Genomic DNA, 15,582 nt, shown 5'->3' with positions numbered 1-15,582 from the left:
CTTTATTTTAAGCTTAAAGGATTTGAGGAAGCCGGTGGATTGGGCAGTGGCGCTCCGACCGAGAGACCGTAGGGTGGGCAAAGCGAAGCGTGCCCACGCACTTGGTCATGTCGGGTAGAACTCGTGGGCACGGCGCAAGTGCGCCCTTGCCCACCCTACGAGAGCCGTGCCTGAGGCGACCGCTACGCCTTCTCCACCCCGCACCATTCCGCGATGAACAGCGCCATCGCCTTGGTGGTTTTCTTCAGCGAGTCCAGGTCGACATACTCGTTGAAGCCGTGCATCTCGCCGCCGCTGGCGCCGAAGCAGAGGCTCGGGATGCCGTGGTTCAGGCCGTAGAAGCGCGTATCGGTCAGCGCCGTGAAGACGAGGTCTTCGACCGCACCGCCATAGACCTTGTTGAAGGCCTTGCCGAACGCAGCCTCCGGCTCCGCCGCGCCGGTCAGCTCATAGCCTTCCGACAGGAAGCCCGACCATTCGATCTCTGGCGGATTGTTGGCGAGGAAGCGGTGGTTGCGCGAGGCAGCCGCAACACAGGCCAGAATCTCCTTCTGGTGATCGGCGACCGACCAGCCCGGCAGGATCGCGATGCGGCAGTCGACGTCGCACCAGGCCGGGACGCTGGAGGCCCAGTCGCCGCCCTTGATGATGCCGGGGTTGAAGTTGATGGGATGGTTCAGCGTCTTGAAATGGCGATCGGCCTTGGCCCGCTCGTTCCACTCGATCTCGAGCTTTTGCAGGGCGTGGACGAGATGATAGGCCGCCATGATCGCATTGGAGCCGGAGCCGGCAAAGGCGACATGGGTCGGGTGTCCCTTCACGCGCAGCCGGAACCAGATCACGCCGACTTGCGAGCGCACCATCTTGCCGCCGGTCGGCTCCGGGATGAAGCAGGCATCCGCACGATAGCCGCGCTGCAGCGTCGAAAGCGCGCCGACGCCGGTGCTCTCCTCCTCGATCACGGACTGGAAATGAATGCGCGCGGTTGGCTTCAAGCCCGCCGCCTTGATCGCGTCGAGCGCATAGAGCGCGCCGATGGTGCCCGACTTCATGTCGCAGGCGCCGCGGCCGAACATCTTGCCGTCCTTGATGACAGGCGAGAACGGCGGCGTGTCCCACAACTCGAGAGGCCCTGCCGGCACCACGTCGCAGTGGCCCTGGAGGATCAGCGATTTGCCGCCATTCGTTTGCGGACGGTAGGTACCCACCACCGAGCGCGCCTTGGAGAAATCGTGCTCGATCGGGCCGAAGCCGCGCAGATCCTTGAGATCGTCGACGTTGATGTGCCAGTCGTCGACCTCGTAGCCACGCTCGCGCAGGAGGTCGCCGATCATGTCCTGGCACGGCCCCTCGGCCCCGCGGGTCGAGGGGATCGCGACGAAATCGCGTGTGGTCGCAAGCTGGGCTTCGAAACCGGCGTCGACGGCGTCGAGAATCCTTTGCTGCGTTTCGGCATTCATCAGGCAACTCCTGGCACTTCATTGATCCCTAGGAGCGCGCAAGCTAGCCGATTTCAGCCGTTCGGGTACTCCACAAAATATGCATCCCGCAATGCATCTTCGAGCAGTCGGCCTTCCGAATAGCCATTGAGCGTCGCAGGGCGGCTTACACCCTCGAGCAGGCGCGGACATGGCTCCGGCGCGCCGAGCACGGTGCGCACGGGGATGCGCTCGGCATAGATCGGCAACGCATAGTCCTCGTCGTCGTCAGCCACGCCCTTGGCGCGGATTTTTGCCGAGGCCTCCTCGATCTCCATGGCGATGAAGGAGGTCGCCTTGATCTCCTGCGTGCTGCTCGCCCGCAGGCTCGCGGTGCGATCCGGGAAGAAGCGGTCGACCATCGCGATCACCGCACGCTCCTTCTCCTCGGGGTCGGTGACGAGATAGGCGGTGCCGAACGCCATAACCGCGCGGTAATCGGCGGAATGGTTGAAGCCGCAGCGCGCCAGCACGAGACTGTCGAGATGGGAAACCGTCAGGCAGACACGCTCGCCCCTGGTCTGGTTGCGCAACATGCGGCTCGCGCTCGAACCGTGCCAGTAGAGCCTCGTTCCCTCGCGCCAGAAGAAGGTCGGCGTGCAATAGGGCTGGCCGTCGATCACATAGGAGACGTGGCAGAGCATCGAGGAATCCAGGATGCGGTGGACCGTGTCGTGATCGTAGAAGCCGCGGTCGTGACGGCGCTTGACCTGGTTGCGCGCTGACGTCGGATACGAATTCGAGGTTTCGGTCTGGCTCACGGCCGCTCCTATCGGGCTTGGAACAATTCCAGGCCAGTTGTAGCCGCGGATTTGGTCTGCGATAGTGCCAATTCCATGCAAAAAATTCCGACCAATTTTTCCGCGGCCAAGACCCCTTCTCCGTCAAAGCCCGAGCTTCCACTCGACCTCACCGGGGTGCACATCACGCCAGGCGCCTCCGCCGCGCACCGGCTCTACCAGGCACTTTGCGAGATGATCGTCTCCGGCCTCGTCAAGCCCGGCGAGCCGCTGCCGCCGTCTCGGACGCTGGCGAAGCAAACGGGCTTCCGGCGCAACGCCGTCGTCACCGCCTATGAGCGCCTGATCGCCGATGGCTTTGCCGACGCAACTGTCGGCTCCGGCACCTTCGTCGCCGCGCGGATTCCGGCGCGCGCGGCTGAGCCGAAGAAGCCGAAGGTGAAGGTGGAAACGCCAGGACAAGGCGCGTTCGCGCTCGGCTGCACCCATATCGACGAACGCGCCGTGCAGCGCTTTCGCGCCTTCGTCGGCCGCCGCATGCGCGCATTCGGGTCCGAGCATCTGCATTATGGCGATCCCCGCGGCAGCCGCGAGCTGCGCGCCGCGATTGCCGATCATCTGCTGTCGGCGCGCGGGCTGCGCTGCGATCCCGACCAGATCATGCTGACGTCAGGCACGCTGCATGCGCTGCGCATCGTGCTGAGCGCGATCCTGAAGGCGAGCGATCAAGTGTGGTGCGAAGACCCAGGCTACCCTGCCGCGCGAAAAACCATCATGCATTGCGGCTATCGCGCCGTGCCCGTTCCGGTGGACGAGCACGGCATGCGCGTCGCCAGGGGTCGCACCGCGGCTCCCTCCGCGCGCGCGGCCTATGTGACGCCGTCGCATCAGTTTCCGCTGGGCGTGCAGATGTCGATGCCGCGACGGCTGGAGCTGCTGGACTGGGCGAGGCAAGCCGGCGCCTTCGTGCTGGAGGACGATTACGACAGCGAGTTCCGCTATGACGGCGCACCGCTGATGTCGCTCGCCGGCATCGATCACCTCCAGCGCGTGATCTATATGGGCACGTTCGCCAAGACGCTGTTTCCCGGCTTGCGCATCGGTTATTGCGCCCTGCCCGAGCGCCTGATCGGCGATGTGACCGCCGCACGCGCCGCGCTCGACCGCTTTCCCGGCACGCTGATGGAAGGCGCGGTGGCCGACATGCTCAATTCCGGCGCGTTCGCCGCGAACCTGAAACGGGTACGAAAGCTCTATCGCGAGGCGCGCGATGCACTGGCCGGGACGCTCGAAGCCGCATCCGACGGTGTGCTGTCGGTGCCGGTGCCATCACAGGGCCTGCATCTTGTTGCCCGGTTCGATCCATCGGTCGAGCTGGCGGTCGCAGCCGAGGCGAAGCAGGCAGCCGGCGCGGAGGGCTGGCTGCTCGCCGACACCTATTCGCGCGCACGGCCCCTGCCCGGTTTCGTGCTGGGATTTTCCGGACATCCGGTTCCGCAGCTGGTGGCATCCGCCGCGCGGCTCGCACGAGAGGCGCGCGCGTCCTTGCGCGCAAGGGGCAAGCCGGCTCGCCGGACGTGACGAAGCTTCACTATGAGAATCGCACGCCGCTCCCTAGATTGCGGCATCCATGCCGGGACTCACATCATGCTGCTGCGCCACGCGACCTGCCTCTCGCTCCTGATCTCCATCGCGCTTGCCTCGACGGCACGCGCAGCGACCATCGGACGCGAGCAGGACATCGTGGATCTGAAGCTCGGCCAGCGCGTGCTCGTGGATGACGGAACCTGCCCTGCCGGTCAGGTCAAGGAAGTGCGCGGCGCGAAGATGACCGACAAGGGCGTCTCGCGCACGAGCTCCTGCGTGCCGCGACACGGGCCGAAAACGAAATGATGATCTGAGCAGCTACTTGGCCGGATCGAACATGCACTGAAGGGTCGGCTTGGCGATCTTGGTGAAGGTCGGGCCGATCTCGCTTTGCTTTGATGTCGGCACCCAATCGGTCTCGATCGTCGGCACGCCCGTCTCGCTGATGCCGCGCAGCAGCGCTTCGCGCAAATCGCGGTCCTCGACCACAGCGGCGGCATGGTCGTGCAGGCAGCCGCAGACCTCTTCCGGATGCTCCCAGCGCCCGAGCATGCGCGGCGCACACTGACGCACGAATTCGCTGCGCGGATCCGGCAGCCGCGACGGCGCGCGCACCTGCGCCTGCACGGAATTGATCGTCAGAAGGGAGATGAACGCTGCGGCGCAGAATCGAAGCAACATGATGGCCTTGCCGGCTGATTTTCGCAGTGGCGATCAGAAGCGCGCGGCGACCACGATCGGCTGCGGCGCCGGCGTCATGACCGGCGAGCCAGTGTACTGGAAGGTGCCGACGCCAGGGAGATTGCCGTCGGGCATGCCCGCGAATGAGGAACCGGCGAGCACGAAGCCGAAAGCAAGGATGAAGCTGAGCGCGCGCATGGTCTTGTCCCTCAATTCCGTGGCCGGCAGTGCGCCGTCGTCGTTGTGGAGCTGATAACCATGGGCGGTTTCGCGCGTGATGCGCCAAAAGCGGAAAATGGTTTCATCCGGTTGCGAATTGTTTCGTCCGGCTCGAGGCGACGAAACAATTCTCGGAAAATGCCAATCATTTCAGTGAGGTCGCGCGGCGGCTCAAAGCGGCCTCGCAAGTCGCTGTCGCAGTGCGCAACGGTACCGGGCGCCGGCATCGTCATGCGCCCGCCTTGCACGCTTCACATGCGTTTTACGTTTTTCTGCTGAAGAGGAGCCAAACGAAGGCTGGGTCCGGTCGAACCGGGGATGCTTTGGCCGCGACCCAAGCCATCGAAACCGAGACGCCGGGATCACCGGGCGCATCCACGTGAGGAATAGCCATCATGATGGCGCAAGATCGCGCAACGCCGCGCGAGGCGGACCAACGGACGGACCGCGGAGATCAACGACCTGCTCGCAGCCGCGCCACTTCGGCGAACGAAATGGCACAGCAGTCGAGCCGCGGCTTCGAAGCCGCGCCGCAGATGTTCGTGCGGCTGACCGGCTCGCATCTCGCAAAACCGCGCGTCAGCCGCGAACGCGTCACTGAGTGAACGCAAGCGCGTCACTGGAGTGAACGCAGGTTCGTCACTGAGTGAAGAATTCACCGCACTTCTGGACGTTGGCGTCGGCCGGTCCCCACGGCATGATCGGCACGGTCGAGGTCGAGTTCTTCGGCGAGCCCTCGATCAGCTTGTCCGAATAGACCATGTAGACCAGCACGTTGCGCTTGGCATCACAGCCGCGCACGATCTGCATCTTCTTGAAGAACAGTGAGCGGCGCTGACGGAACATGTCGTCGCCCTGCTCCATCTTGCTCCTGAACTTGATGGGACCGACCTGGCGGCAGGCCAGCGAGATATCCGAGACCTCCTCGGCCAACCCCAGCCAGCCCTTGAAACCGCCCTTCTCCGGCACCGTGAAATGACAGGCCACGCCCTCGACTTCGGGGTCGTCGAGACCATAGGTCGCGAGCTTGTCGTTCGGGCTCATCCATTTGAACACGGTGGAGCGGCGGAAGATCAGATCGGGCTCATCGGCGGCGGATGCGGAAGCCAGCGGCACGACCAGGGCCAGGAGGAATAAAGCGAGGCCTTTCAAGCGGATGCCGGAAAGACCGGGGAAACGAGATGACATGAAGTTCTCCGGTAACAAGTCCCCGCAATGTAGGCATCGGCCGGCCGGTCAGGAAGACGACGGCAAGCCGGGCGCGGCCGCCGTTTACCGCTCCGTGAGGCTTTTTTGCTACGTCTTGGACAAAAGCAGCTGATGGCAGAACCGCCTTGCTGGTGAACGCGTATCCCCTCTGCGAGACTAATGTCTGATTGGGATTATGGATTCGAGGATGAATAGCGTGAACGGGTCCGGTTTTGCTGCCAAGCCAGCGCGGATTTGGCGGGTCGCCATTTTGACGGCTGCGGGTGCGATCGGAACGGCAAGCCAGGCTGACGCAGCGTTTTATTATTGGACGGATTATTCCGACGGGTCCTATTACGCCCGGCAGGATCGGCATCCCGACATTCCGCGCCAGAAGCCGCCGCAGAAGCGCGGCGCCGCGGGCAAGAAAGCGATCGTCGCCGAGAAGGAAGCCGGCAGCAAGCCGCAAGGTCCCCTCGTCATCGTCGTCTCGATCGATCGGCAGAAGGTGACGGTCTACGACACCAACGGCGTGTTCGCGGAATCCCCGGTATCGACCGGCATGACGGGCCATTCGACGCCGATGGGTGTCTTCAGCGTCATCCAGAAGCACAAATTCCACCACTCCAACATCTATAGCGGCGCGCCGATGCCGTACATGCAGCGGATCACCTGGTCCGGCGTTGCCATGCATGCCGGCGTGCTGCCGGGCTATCCGGCCTCGCACGGCTGCATCCGCATGCCGATGGCGTTCGCGGTCAAGATGTGGAATTGGACCAAGATGGGCGCGCGCGTCATCGTCACGCCCGGCGAGATGACGCCTCACAGCTTCCAGCATCCGCTGCTCGCTTCGGTGCGCGTGCCGCCGCAGCCGGCGGCCAGCCTGGAGCCGCAGACCAATGTCGGCGACAAGGCCGACAAGGGCGCGACCGCCAAGATCACTGAAGCCAAGATCACTGAAGCTAAGCCGCTCGAGACCAGGACCGCCAGCGCCGAGGCAATGCCGGATCTGCGCTCGTCCGTCGGCCACACCGTGATGTCGGACATGACGACCGGCAATGCACGGGCGCGCAACGAAGCCGCCGCATCGACCGACAAGGTTGACGTGCCTGCGACCTCCGAGACGAAGACCGCCGAGGCCGCGGAAGCGCCCAAGGCTCCGACGGCGACCGACGACAAGGTCGAGGCTGCCAAGAGCGACACGCCAAAATCCGACGCGCCAAAGTCAGAAGCGGCAAAGTCCGAGACGGCGAAGACTGAAGCTGCCGATTCCGCCAAGAAGCCCGACGCCGCCGCGACGGCTACGGCGCCCGCACCGGACGCCAAAAAAGACGAGACCCGCGTCGCCGATCCCGCGCCGGCGGCAAAGCCGGACGCGCCCAAGCGGGCCGGCCAGATCGCCGTCTTCATCAGCCGCAAGGATTCCAAGCTCTACGTGCGCCAGAATTTTGCGCCGCTATTCGAGGTGCCCGTGACGATCGCCGCGAGCGACCGGCCGCTCGGCACGCATGTCTTCACCGCCGAAGTCGACAAGGCCGATTCCAATGCGCTGCATTGGTCGGTGCTGTCGCTGCCCGTCACCGCCCGTTCCGCCGCGCGCGAGGACGACGGCCGCGTTGCGCGCCGCAAGGGTGGCGCCGCCGTGATCCCCGTCGCCGCAAAGCCGGTGGTAACGCCGGACAGCCCGGCCGAGGCGCTCGACCGCATCTCGGTCCCCGCCGATACCATGGCGAAGGTCAACGAGATGCTGACCTCCGGCGGCTCGATCATCGTCTCCGACCAGGGCATCAACCAGGGCGAGACCGGCGAAGGCACCGATTTCATAGTTCGGCTGTACTAGCGCGCGATAACGCGGTGTTGAGCGACCCGGTCACGCCGCCGGAGTAACATCCTCCCCGGATCATTTCGGGGACGCCGTCATGATGAACCGCAGGACATTGCTCGTCGCGGCGCTTGCAGGCGCAGCCGCGCCGATGACGCGCGCGTACGCCGATGGCGGCATGAGCCGGATCTCGGCCTACGCCTTCACCTTCCCGGCACTATCCGGAGACGACATCCGCCTCGCCGCCTTCACGGGCAAACCGCTGCTGGTGGTGAACACCGCGTCGCTCTGCGGCTACACCCCGCAATATGCGGGCCTGCAGGAGCTCTGGAGCGAGTTTCGCGAGCGCGGGCTCACCGTGATCGGCGTGCCCTCCAACGATTTCGGCGGCCAGGAGCCCGGCGGCTCCACTGAGATCACGGAGACCGCGCACCACCAATACGGCGTTACCTTCCCGATCGCGGCCAAGGCTGTGGTGATCGGCGCAAAGGCGCATCCGTTCTACAAATGGGCGGCCGAGGCGCGGCCGCGCGAAGTTCCGCGCTGGAACTTCCACAAATACTTGATCGGCCGTGACGGCTACATCGCCGGGGTGTTTCCCTCCGCGGTCGAGCCGACCGACACGCGAATCAAGACAGCCATTGCCAAGACGCTGGCCGACAGCTGACGCCCGGGTGGGACCCAATCGGGTTGGGCACAATTGTGGCGGGATGCCAAACAGCCGTTGCAATGGCGAGGGCCCACCATCTAGGCTAGGATCGTTTGGGGCGGGAATGTTTGGCTGGAGGCGAAAAGCCACGGCGGAACAACGGGATCAATCGCGAGGACAACACCATGCGCGTGGCGGCAGGACTGATTTTGGCAAGCGCGATGTCTCTAGCGATGACGGGCGCGGCATGGTCGCAGACGCAGGCCGCCAAGCCCGCCGCCACCCAAGCCGCACCGGCGGCAGCACCGGCCGCCGCAGCGCCCGCTGCGGCTCCGGCAGCTGCACCCGCAGCGGCAGCCGCGCCGGCAGGCTTCGTCAATCCACCCCCGCCGAAACAGGCGCCGCAGCCGGCGCGCGCGGCCTGCAACACACAGGGTGCGCTCGGTGTCGCGCGCACGGTCGAGATCGACACCACCGGCGGTCCCGGCTTCGGCTTCGAGCATTTCAAGGAGCTCGACTTCCTGCGCGACAAGGAGGTGGTGCTGACCTTCGACGATGGGCCTTGGCCGAAGAACACGCCCGCGGTGCTCAAGGCGCTCGCCGATGAATGCACCACCGGCATCTTCTTCTCGATCGGCAAGCACGCCACCTACGAGCCGGAGATCCTGAAGCAGGTCTATGCGGCCGGCCACACGGTCGGCACCCACACCTGGTCGCACGCCAATCTCAACAACAAGAAGCTTAACGAAGCGCAGCGCAAGGAAGAGATCGAGAAGGGTCTTTCCGCGGTGAAATGGGCGCTCGGCGGTATCTCGCCCTCGCCGTTCTTCCGCTTCCCAGCGCTCCAGCATCCGCCAGAGATGGTCACCTATCTCGGCAACCGCAACACGGCGATCTTCTCCTGCGACATCGACTCCTTCGACTTCAAGGCCTCGAAGCCCGAGAAGGTGATCGAGACCGTGATGAAGAAGCTCGACGCCAAGGGCAAGGGCATCATCCTGATGCACGATTTCCAGAAGCACACGGCCGAAGCCCTGCCCGAGTTGCTCAAGCGCCTGAAGGCCGGCGGCTACAAGGTGGTGGCGATGCGCGCAAAATTCCCGGCATCGACGCTGCCCGAATACGACCAGGAGTTGCTCAAGGACGCCAAGTTGCCGACGGTGAGCCAGCGCCCGGTCAATTCCGTGGTGACGACCGTTTCCGAATAGCCTGCACTTGTCTTTCCGCATCGAAGGCTACGTCATCGTCTCCGCGGACGGCATGCTCGCCGATCCGTCGCACATCATGCCTGAGACGTTGAAATTCGAAGGCGACAAGCTGTTCTTCGAGCAGGCGCTCGATCGTGCCGCACTGATCGTGCACGGCCGGCACTCGCACGAGCAGCAGCCGAATTCGCCGAAGCGCAAGCGCCTGATCCTGACCCGCAAGATCAGGGCGCTCACCGTCGATCCGGAGATGCCGAACGCGACATTGTGGAATCCGGAGCACGCGAGCTTCGAGGAGGCCTGCGCCTTCGCCGACGTCGCCTCCGGCACCGTCGCAATCATCGGCGGCCCCGTCGTGTTCGACATGTTCATGGACCGCTACGACACGTTCTGGCTGTCGGAAGCCCCCCATGTGCAGCTCCCCGACGGCGAAGGCTGCTTTGTCGGCGTGCCCGAACGGACGCCTCATGAGGTGCTGGCCTCCCACGGGATGAGGCCGGGAGCGCCCTACCTGCTCGACGCGGCGCATGACGTGACCGTCACGCCGTGGCGCAGGGTGGCGGACTAACTTAAACGTCCCCGTAAGCCGCCTCGGCCGGGCGCGTGGTGCGGCCGTAGCCGATGATCATGCAGAGCGCGCCGATGATCGAGAGATTCTTGAGCGCATCCACCAGCATCTTGGCGTTGTCGGGCGGCACCTGGTTCCAGAAGTCGTAGAACAAGATGGTTGCGACCGCGACGTAAATGATCAGCAGCATCGCAAAGAAGCGCGCGCCGAAGTTCAGCGCGATCATCAGGCCTGCGACGATCTCGAGCCCGCCCACCGCGATCGCCAGCAGCTGCGGTGTCGTCATGGCGGTCGCCGTCTCGACCTGCTTGGCGTAGGGCGCGATCGCGTCAGGCACAACGACCTTGGTGGCGATGAAATCGGCGGTCGCCTGGATGGCGAACAGCTTGGTTGCGCCCGTGTAGATGAACAGCACGGCGAACAGGATCCGCCCGAAAGTCACGAACGCTGGCATGATCGGCCTCTTGGCAAAACGCTAAGCGCGGGTCGCTTCCCGTGATTATGAAGAGTCCGCCTGCGGTTTTCAAACGGGGAAATGGAAAACTGAAGGTAATTCAAAACTGGCAGGCGCTGAGTCTGCTCCCTCGCCCCGTTCTTACGGGGAGAGGGTTGGGGTGAGGGGCTGCTTCCGCAATCACGGCGGCAGATGGACTCGCGGAGAGCCCCCTCACCCGGAATTTGCTCTCGCAAATTCCGGCCTCTCCCCGCACGCGGGGAGACGCGAAGAACTCACGCCTTACGTAAACAACGTCGGCTGCTGCCGCGCCGCGCGCTCCTGCGCTTCGACGACTGCAACCGCGGTCATGTTGAGGATGCCGCGCGCGGTCACCGAGGGCGTGAGGATATGTGCCGGGCGCGCCGGACCAACCAGGATCGGGCCGACGGGCAGCGCGTCCGCCAGCGACTTGATCATCTGATAGGCGACGTTTGCGGTGTCGAGGGTCGGCATGATCATGATGTTGGCCTCGCCCTCGAGCTTGGAGTGCGGCAACACCATGCGGCGGGCGGCGGCGGACAGCGCCGTGTCGCCCTGCATCTCGCCGTCGGCCTCGATCTCCGGATGCTTCTCCTTCAGGAGCTGCGTCGCCCGGCGCATCTTGCGCGAGGACTCGGTATCGTAGCTGCCGAAATCCGAATGCGAGACGAAGGCGATCTTCGGCTTGATGTTGAAGCGCTGGACGTGGACCGCGGCAAGCGAGGCGATCTCGGCGAGTTCCTCCGCGCTCGGATTGGGGCGGACCTGCGTGTCGGCGATGAAGAAGGCGCCCTTGCTGGTGATCAGCAGCGCCAGCGCGGCATAATCGCTGATCCCCGGCGAGAAGCCGACGATCTCGCGGACATGGCGCAGATGGCTCATGTAGCGGCCCTCGACGCCGCAGAGCATCGCGTCCGCCTCCCCGCGCGTCACCGCGAGCGCGGCGATGACCGTGTTGTTGGTGCGCACCACCGTGCGCGCCGCATCCGGCGTCACGCCGCGGCGGCCGGCGACCTCGACATAGGACTGCACATAGGAGCGATAGCGCGGATCGTCCTCGGGATTGACGAGATCGAAATCCTTGCCCGCCTTGATCGACAGGCCGAAGCGCTTGATGCGCGCCTCGACCACCGAAGGACGGCCGACCAGGATCGGCGTCGCCAGCTTCTCCTCCAGCACGACTTGCGTCGCGCGCAGCACGCGCTCGTCCTCGCCTTCGGCGTAGATCACGCGAACCGGCTGGGTCTTGGCCTTCGCGAACATCGGCTTCATGACGAGGCCGGAGCGGAAGGCGAAGCGCTCGAGCAGCGCGGTGTACTCGTCGAAATTGGTGATGGGTCGCGTCGCCACGCCCGATTCCATCGCCGCCTTCGCCACGGCCGGTGCGATGCGCAGGATCAGCCGCGGATCGAACGGGCTCGGGATCAGCGAGCCCGGGCCGAACCCTTGCGTCTCGCCGGTGTCAAAACCCTGCGCCACGGCATCCGACGGCGCCTCGCGCGCGAGCTGGGCGATGGCCTCGACCGCGGCATGCTTCATCTCCTCGTTGATGGCGCTGGCGCCGACATCGAGCGCGCCGCGGAAGATGAAGGGAAAGCACAGGACGTTGTTGACCTGGTTAGGGTAGTCGGAGCGGCCGGTGCAGATCATGGCGTCGGGCCGCACCTTGCGCGCCTCCTCCGGCATGATCTCCGGGGTCGGATTGGCGAGCGCCATGATCAGCGGCTTGTCGCCCATCGCCTGCGCCATCTCGGGCTTGAGCACGCCCGGAGCCGACAGCCCGATGAAGATGTCGGCGCCGCCGATGACGTCACCGAGCGTGCGCTTGTCGGTCTTCTGCGCATAGACCGCCTTCCAGCGATCCATCGAGGTGTTGCGGCCCTCGTGCACGAGGCCGTCGATGTCGCAGACCCAGATGTTCTTGCGCTGCGCGCCCATCGACACCAGCAGATTGAGCGTCGCGATCGCGGCCGCCCCTGCCCCCGATGCCACGATCTTGACCTCCGACAGCTTCTTGCCGTTCAGCCGGAGGCCGTTGGTGATGGCGGCGGCGACGATGATCGCGGTGCCGTGCTGGTCGTCATGGAAGACCGGGATCTTCATGCGCTCCTTCAGCCGCGCCTCGATCTCGAAGCATTCCGGTCCGCGAATGTCTTCCAGATTGATGCCGCCGAAGGTCGGCTCCAGCGCCGCCACCGTCTCGACCACGCGATCGATGGTGTCGGCGGCGATCTCGATGTCGAACACGTCGATGCCGGCGAATTTCTTGAACAGGACGGCCTTGCCCTCCATCACCGGCTTGGAGGCCAGCGGGCCGATATTGCCGAGGCCGAGCACCGCGGTGCCGTTCGAGACCACGGCGACCAGATTGGCGCGGGTGGTCAGCGTGGCGGCCTCGGCCGGGTTCTTGGCGATCTCGGTGCAGGCAGCCGCAACGCCCGGCGAATAGGCGAGCGCGAGGTCGCGCTGGTTGGCAAGCGGCTTGCTTGCCTGGATCTCGAGCTTTCCGGGGCGCGGCAGACGATGATAGGCGAGCGCCGCCTGGTGGAGATCATCAGAATAGGACGACATGCGGTGTCTCGCCTCGCGTTACCGGCCTCAAAATGCACGATCCGGGGCGGCCATCCAAGCGGAGGGTATTTCCGGGTCGTGGAAACGGGATGAAGCACGCCGGGCGCCCCGGTGGCAACATCGGATTGCGGCCCCATCAACAGGCCGCGCCGTCAAATATTTGAAAACCATAGCTTTCCCTGGACCGCACGGCGTTTCGCGAATATGGCAGGTTGCGCGGTGCAAAACGAGCAACTGGAGCTGGGAATGAAGCGAATCCTGATCGGCCTGATCGTGGCAGCCGTGCTCGCTGCGGGCGGATGGTTCGGCTTCAATGTCTACGTCCAGCACCGGGCCACCGCGGAGGTCGAGGCGGCCTTCGAGCAGATCCGCAAGCAAGGTGGCAAGGCGAGCCACGGCAAGATCGGGTTCGAGCTGGCGAGCCGGACGCTGACGATCGATGACATCGTCGTCACACCTGGCGGCGAGTCACAGGCGCGGATCAAGATCGCCGGTATCAAGGGCACGGGCGTCCGCCAGATCGACGACACCAGGTTTTCGGCCGACAGCTTCGACATCACCGGCATCGACGTCGCGTTGGACCAGGTCGGCCCAGCCAAGATGAAGGCGTCCTACAGGATCCCGCAACTGACGATGCGCGACTATGCCGGCCCTTTTCGCACTGGGACGGCGCCGGCGAACGGCTCCCTGATCGACCTCTACCGCTACGTGCTCGGTCAATACGCGAGCGTCACGGCGTCCTCGCTCACGGCACCGACGCTGACGATGAGCTTCGATTCCGGCAGCGGTCTCGGCGGCAGCGGCGAGGTCACCTATTCCGGATTGACGATCCAGAACCTGAAGCACGGCAGGATCGATGCGATGAAGGCGGACCGCGCCGCCATCTCGGTCGACGTGAAGCAGCCCGGCAAGCCGGACAAGCTGACCGGCGAGCTGTCGAACGTCATCGTCAATGATTTCGATGCGACCGCGATCATCGCCGCGCTCGATCCGCAGACCAGCAGTGACGAGACCTATCACCGCGTCTACCGGCACGTCTCGGCCGGCCCCTACGCGCTCAAATCGGCTCAGGGGGTGCGTGTCGATATCGACGGCTTCGTGATGGAGGACATCGACGTGCAGCCATCGAAGTTCCGGCTGGCCGAGATATTTGCCGCGCTGCCGCAGGATCAATCAGCCGTTCCGACGCCGGCACAGTCGCGTGAGTTGATGGAGAAGCTTGCCGGAGTCTATGAGGGTCTTCGCATCGGCAGGGCCGAGGTCAACAAGATCTCCGTCGGCACGCCGCAAGGGGCCGGCAGGGTCACCGCCATCAAGTACAAAAAGGACGAATTCGCGGTCGAGGGCGTCGATACGCCATCTCCACAAGGTCAGTTCAAGATGGAGCGCTTCGCGCTCAAATCCTTCAGCACAGCAAATCTGATGCGCTGGGCCGCCAGCCTCAGCAATCCGGGCCAGACGCCTTCACCCGATCAGATGCTGGGCCTGTTCCGCGTGCTCGCTGGCGCCGAGATCAAAGGCGTGGTCTCTCCTTTCAAGAACACCCGGCAGCTCGTCACCATCGACACGATCAGCCTGAACTGGGGACAGCTGGTCGGATCGATCCCGAGCAAGGCCAATCTGGTCGTGAAGATGGTCACGCCCACCGATCCCGCCAATCCGGCGCAGCGGCCGCTGATCATGGCGGGCGTCGACAAGCTCGCGATCGACCTCGATCTCGGTGCAGCCTGGACGGAATCTTCGGGCACCTTCGCGCTCGCGCCGGCGACCATCGATCTCGGCAATCTCGCCCGGGCGCAGGCGCGCTTGGCGCTCGCCAACGTGCCGCGCGGCCTGTTCACGACCGATCCGGTGCAAGCCATGAGCCAGGCCGGGCAGGTTGAGACCGGCGCGATCGAGCTCTCGCTGCGCGACAGCGGCGTCGTCGATCTCGTCGTGGCGCAGTTCTCGCGGATGCAGAACCTCAGTCGCGATGCCGCGCGCAGCGCCATTGTCGAGATGATCCGCGCGCAGGGCGAGAAAGTCACGGCCGCCAATCTCGATGCCAAGGCGGCGGTGGATGCGCTCGCCGGCTTCGTGGAGACGTCGGGACAGACGCTCACGATCAAGCTGACGCCCCGCGCCAAGGTGCCGCTGATGCAATTGATGCAGCTCACCCAGACCGCCCCTGAGAACGCGCTGGCGCAATTCAGGATCGAGGCGTCAACGGGATTGTAGGCGACAGCGGCTCGCCCCGTTCCTGCGGAAACGGGGCCCGTAGATGGGGTAACGGGCCGGCCGCCCGCTCGCTACGGCGCGATTTGGAAGCGCGCTCGCGAGCGGCCTGTTGGTTGGAAGGCGGTCGTCCCTCAAACTGATGGTGTTCAACGGAGTCGGGCAAGCCCGCTCCAAGCATCATT

The 15,582-nt window shown here is 64.9% G+C and carries 15 protein-coding genes; 7 read left to right on the top strand and 8 right to left on the bottom strand.

Going from position 1 to position 15,582, the window contains the following annotated elements:
* Positions 1 to 182: 182 nt before the first annotated feature.
* Together ACVJ19_RS27740 and ACVJ19_RS27735 are read right to left on the bottom strand one after the other, a co-directional pair.
* Positions 183 to 1,460, bottom strand: a complete 1,278-nt coding sequence (locus ACVJ19_RS27740) for an ArgE/DapE family deacylase (RefSeq protein ID WP_453952381.1) — start codon at positions 1,458 to 1,460, stop codon at positions 183 to 185.
* A gap of 53 nt (positions 1,461 to 1,513) precedes the next feature.
* The gene (locus ACVJ19_RS27735; RefSeq protein WP_453952380.1) at positions 1,514 to 2,239 is read right to left on the bottom strand and encodes a pyridoxamine 5'-phosphate oxidase family protein; all 726 of its coding nucleotides are present in this window, start codon (positions 2,237 to 2,239) and stop codon (positions 1,514 to 1,516) included.
* Positions 2,240 to 2,314: 75 nt separating this feature from the next.
* Between ACVJ19_RS27735 and pdxR the strand changes: the two genes are divergently transcribed.
* Both pdxR and ACVJ19_RS27725 read left to right on the top strand, forming a co-directional pair.
* On the top strand, positions 2,315 to 3,799 hold the full coding sequence (gene pdxR, locus ACVJ19_RS27730; RefSeq protein WP_453952379.1) for a MocR-like pyridoxine biosynthesis transcription factor PdxR: 1,485 nt from the start codon (positions 2,315 to 2,317) through the stop codon (positions 3,797 to 3,799).
* A gap of 66 nt (positions 3,800 to 3,865) precedes the next feature.
* Positions 3,866 to 4,111, top strand: a complete 246-nt coding sequence (locus ACVJ19_RS27725) for a DUF6719 family protein (protein ID WP_453952378.1) — start codon at positions 3,866 to 3,868, stop codon at positions 4,109 to 4,111.
* A 12-nt stretch (positions 4,112 to 4,123) separates the two neighbouring features.
* Here ACVJ19_RS27725 and ACVJ19_RS27720 read toward each other — a convergent pair whose 3' ends face one another.
* The 4 genes from ACVJ19_RS27720 to ACVJ19_RS27705 all read right to left on the bottom strand — a co-directional run bounded on the left by ACVJ19_RS27720 (position 4,124) and on the right by ACVJ19_RS27705 (position 5,893).
* Positions 4,124 to 4,486: a hypothetical protein gene (locus tag ACVJ19_RS27720; RefSeq protein WP_453952377.1), complete on the bottom strand. Its 363-nt coding sequence runs from the start codon at positions 4,484 to 4,486 to the stop codon at positions 4,124 to 4,126.
* A gap of 33 nt (positions 4,487 to 4,519) precedes the next feature.
* Positions 4,520 to 4,684, bottom strand: coding sequence for a hypothetical protein (locus ACVJ19_RS27715; RefSeq protein WP_453952376.1), 165 nt, complete (start codon positions 4,682 to 4,684; stop codon positions 4,520 to 4,522).
* Between the two features lie 11 nt (positions 4,685 to 4,695).
* Positions 4,696 to 4,938 (bottom strand): hypothetical protein, encoded by a 243-nt coding sequence (locus tag ACVJ19_RS27710; protein ID WP_453952374.1) that lies wholly within the window; start codon positions 4,936 to 4,938, stop codon positions 4,696 to 4,698.
* Between the two features lie 406 nt (positions 4,939 to 5,344).
* Positions 5,345 to 5,893 (bottom strand): CreA family protein, encoded by a 549-nt coding sequence (locus tag ACVJ19_RS27705; RefSeq protein WP_453952373.1) that lies wholly within the window; start codon positions 5,891 to 5,893, stop codon positions 5,345 to 5,347.
* 208 nt (positions 5,894 to 6,101) lie between these two features.
* Between ACVJ19_RS27705 and ACVJ19_RS27700 the strand changes: the two genes are divergently transcribed.
* The 4 genes from ACVJ19_RS27700 (at position 6,102) to ACVJ19_RS27685 (ending at position 10,137) form a co-directional block, all read left to right on the top strand.
* Entirely contained in the window at positions 6,102 to 7,733 is a 1,632-nt protein-coding gene (locus ACVJ19_RS27700) for a L,D-transpeptidase (protein ID WP_453952372.1), read from the top strand.
* A 79-nt stretch (positions 7,734 to 7,812) separates the two neighbouring features.
* The gene (locus ACVJ19_RS27695) at positions 7,813 to 8,382 is read left to right on the top strand and encodes a glutathione peroxidase (RefSeq protein ID WP_453952371.1); all 570 of its coding nucleotides are present in this window, start codon (positions 7,813 to 7,815) and stop codon (positions 8,380 to 8,382) included.
* Between the two features lie 167 nt (positions 8,383 to 8,549).
* Complete coding sequence (locus ACVJ19_RS27690) at positions 8,550 to 9,572, top strand: polysaccharide deacetylase family protein (RefSeq protein WP_453952370.1); 1,023 nt, start codon at positions 8,550 to 8,552, stop codon at positions 9,570 to 9,572.
* Between the two features lie 7 nt (positions 9,573 to 9,579).
* Positions 9,580 to 10,137, top strand: coding sequence for a dihydrofolate reductase (locus ACVJ19_RS27685; protein WP_453952369.1), 558 nt, complete (start codon positions 9,580 to 9,582; stop codon positions 10,135 to 10,137).
* Position 10,138: 1 nt separating this feature from the next.
* On the opposite strand, the gene ACVJ19_RS27680 is transcribed toward ACVJ19_RS27685, so the two are convergent.
* The gene (locus ACVJ19_RS27680; protein WP_453952368.1) at positions 10,139 to 10,591 is read right to left on the bottom strand and encodes a DoxX family membrane protein; all 453 of its coding nucleotides are present in this window, start codon (positions 10,589 to 10,591) and stop codon (positions 10,139 to 10,141) included.
* Between the two features lie 282 nt (positions 10,592 to 10,873).
* Entirely contained in the window at positions 10,874 to 13,183 is a 2,310-nt protein-coding gene (locus tag ACVJ19_RS27675) for an NADP-dependent malic enzyme (RefSeq protein WP_453952366.1), read from the bottom strand.
* A 246-nt stretch (positions 13,184 to 13,429) separates the two neighbouring features.
* Here ACVJ19_RS27675 and ACVJ19_RS27670 point away from each other — a divergent pair, with 246 nt between their 5' ends.
* Positions 13,430 to 15,400: a hypothetical protein gene (locus ACVJ19_RS27670; protein WP_453952365.1), complete on the top strand. Its 1,971-nt coding sequence runs from the start codon at positions 13,430 to 13,432 to the stop codon at positions 15,398 to 15,400.
* Positions 15,401 to 15,582: the final 182 nt, after the last annotated feature.

The sequence above is a fragment of the Bradyrhizobium sp. USDA 376 genome, from assembly GCF_054063675.1.
This window is presented reverse-complemented; position numbering and strand designations above follow the sequence as displayed.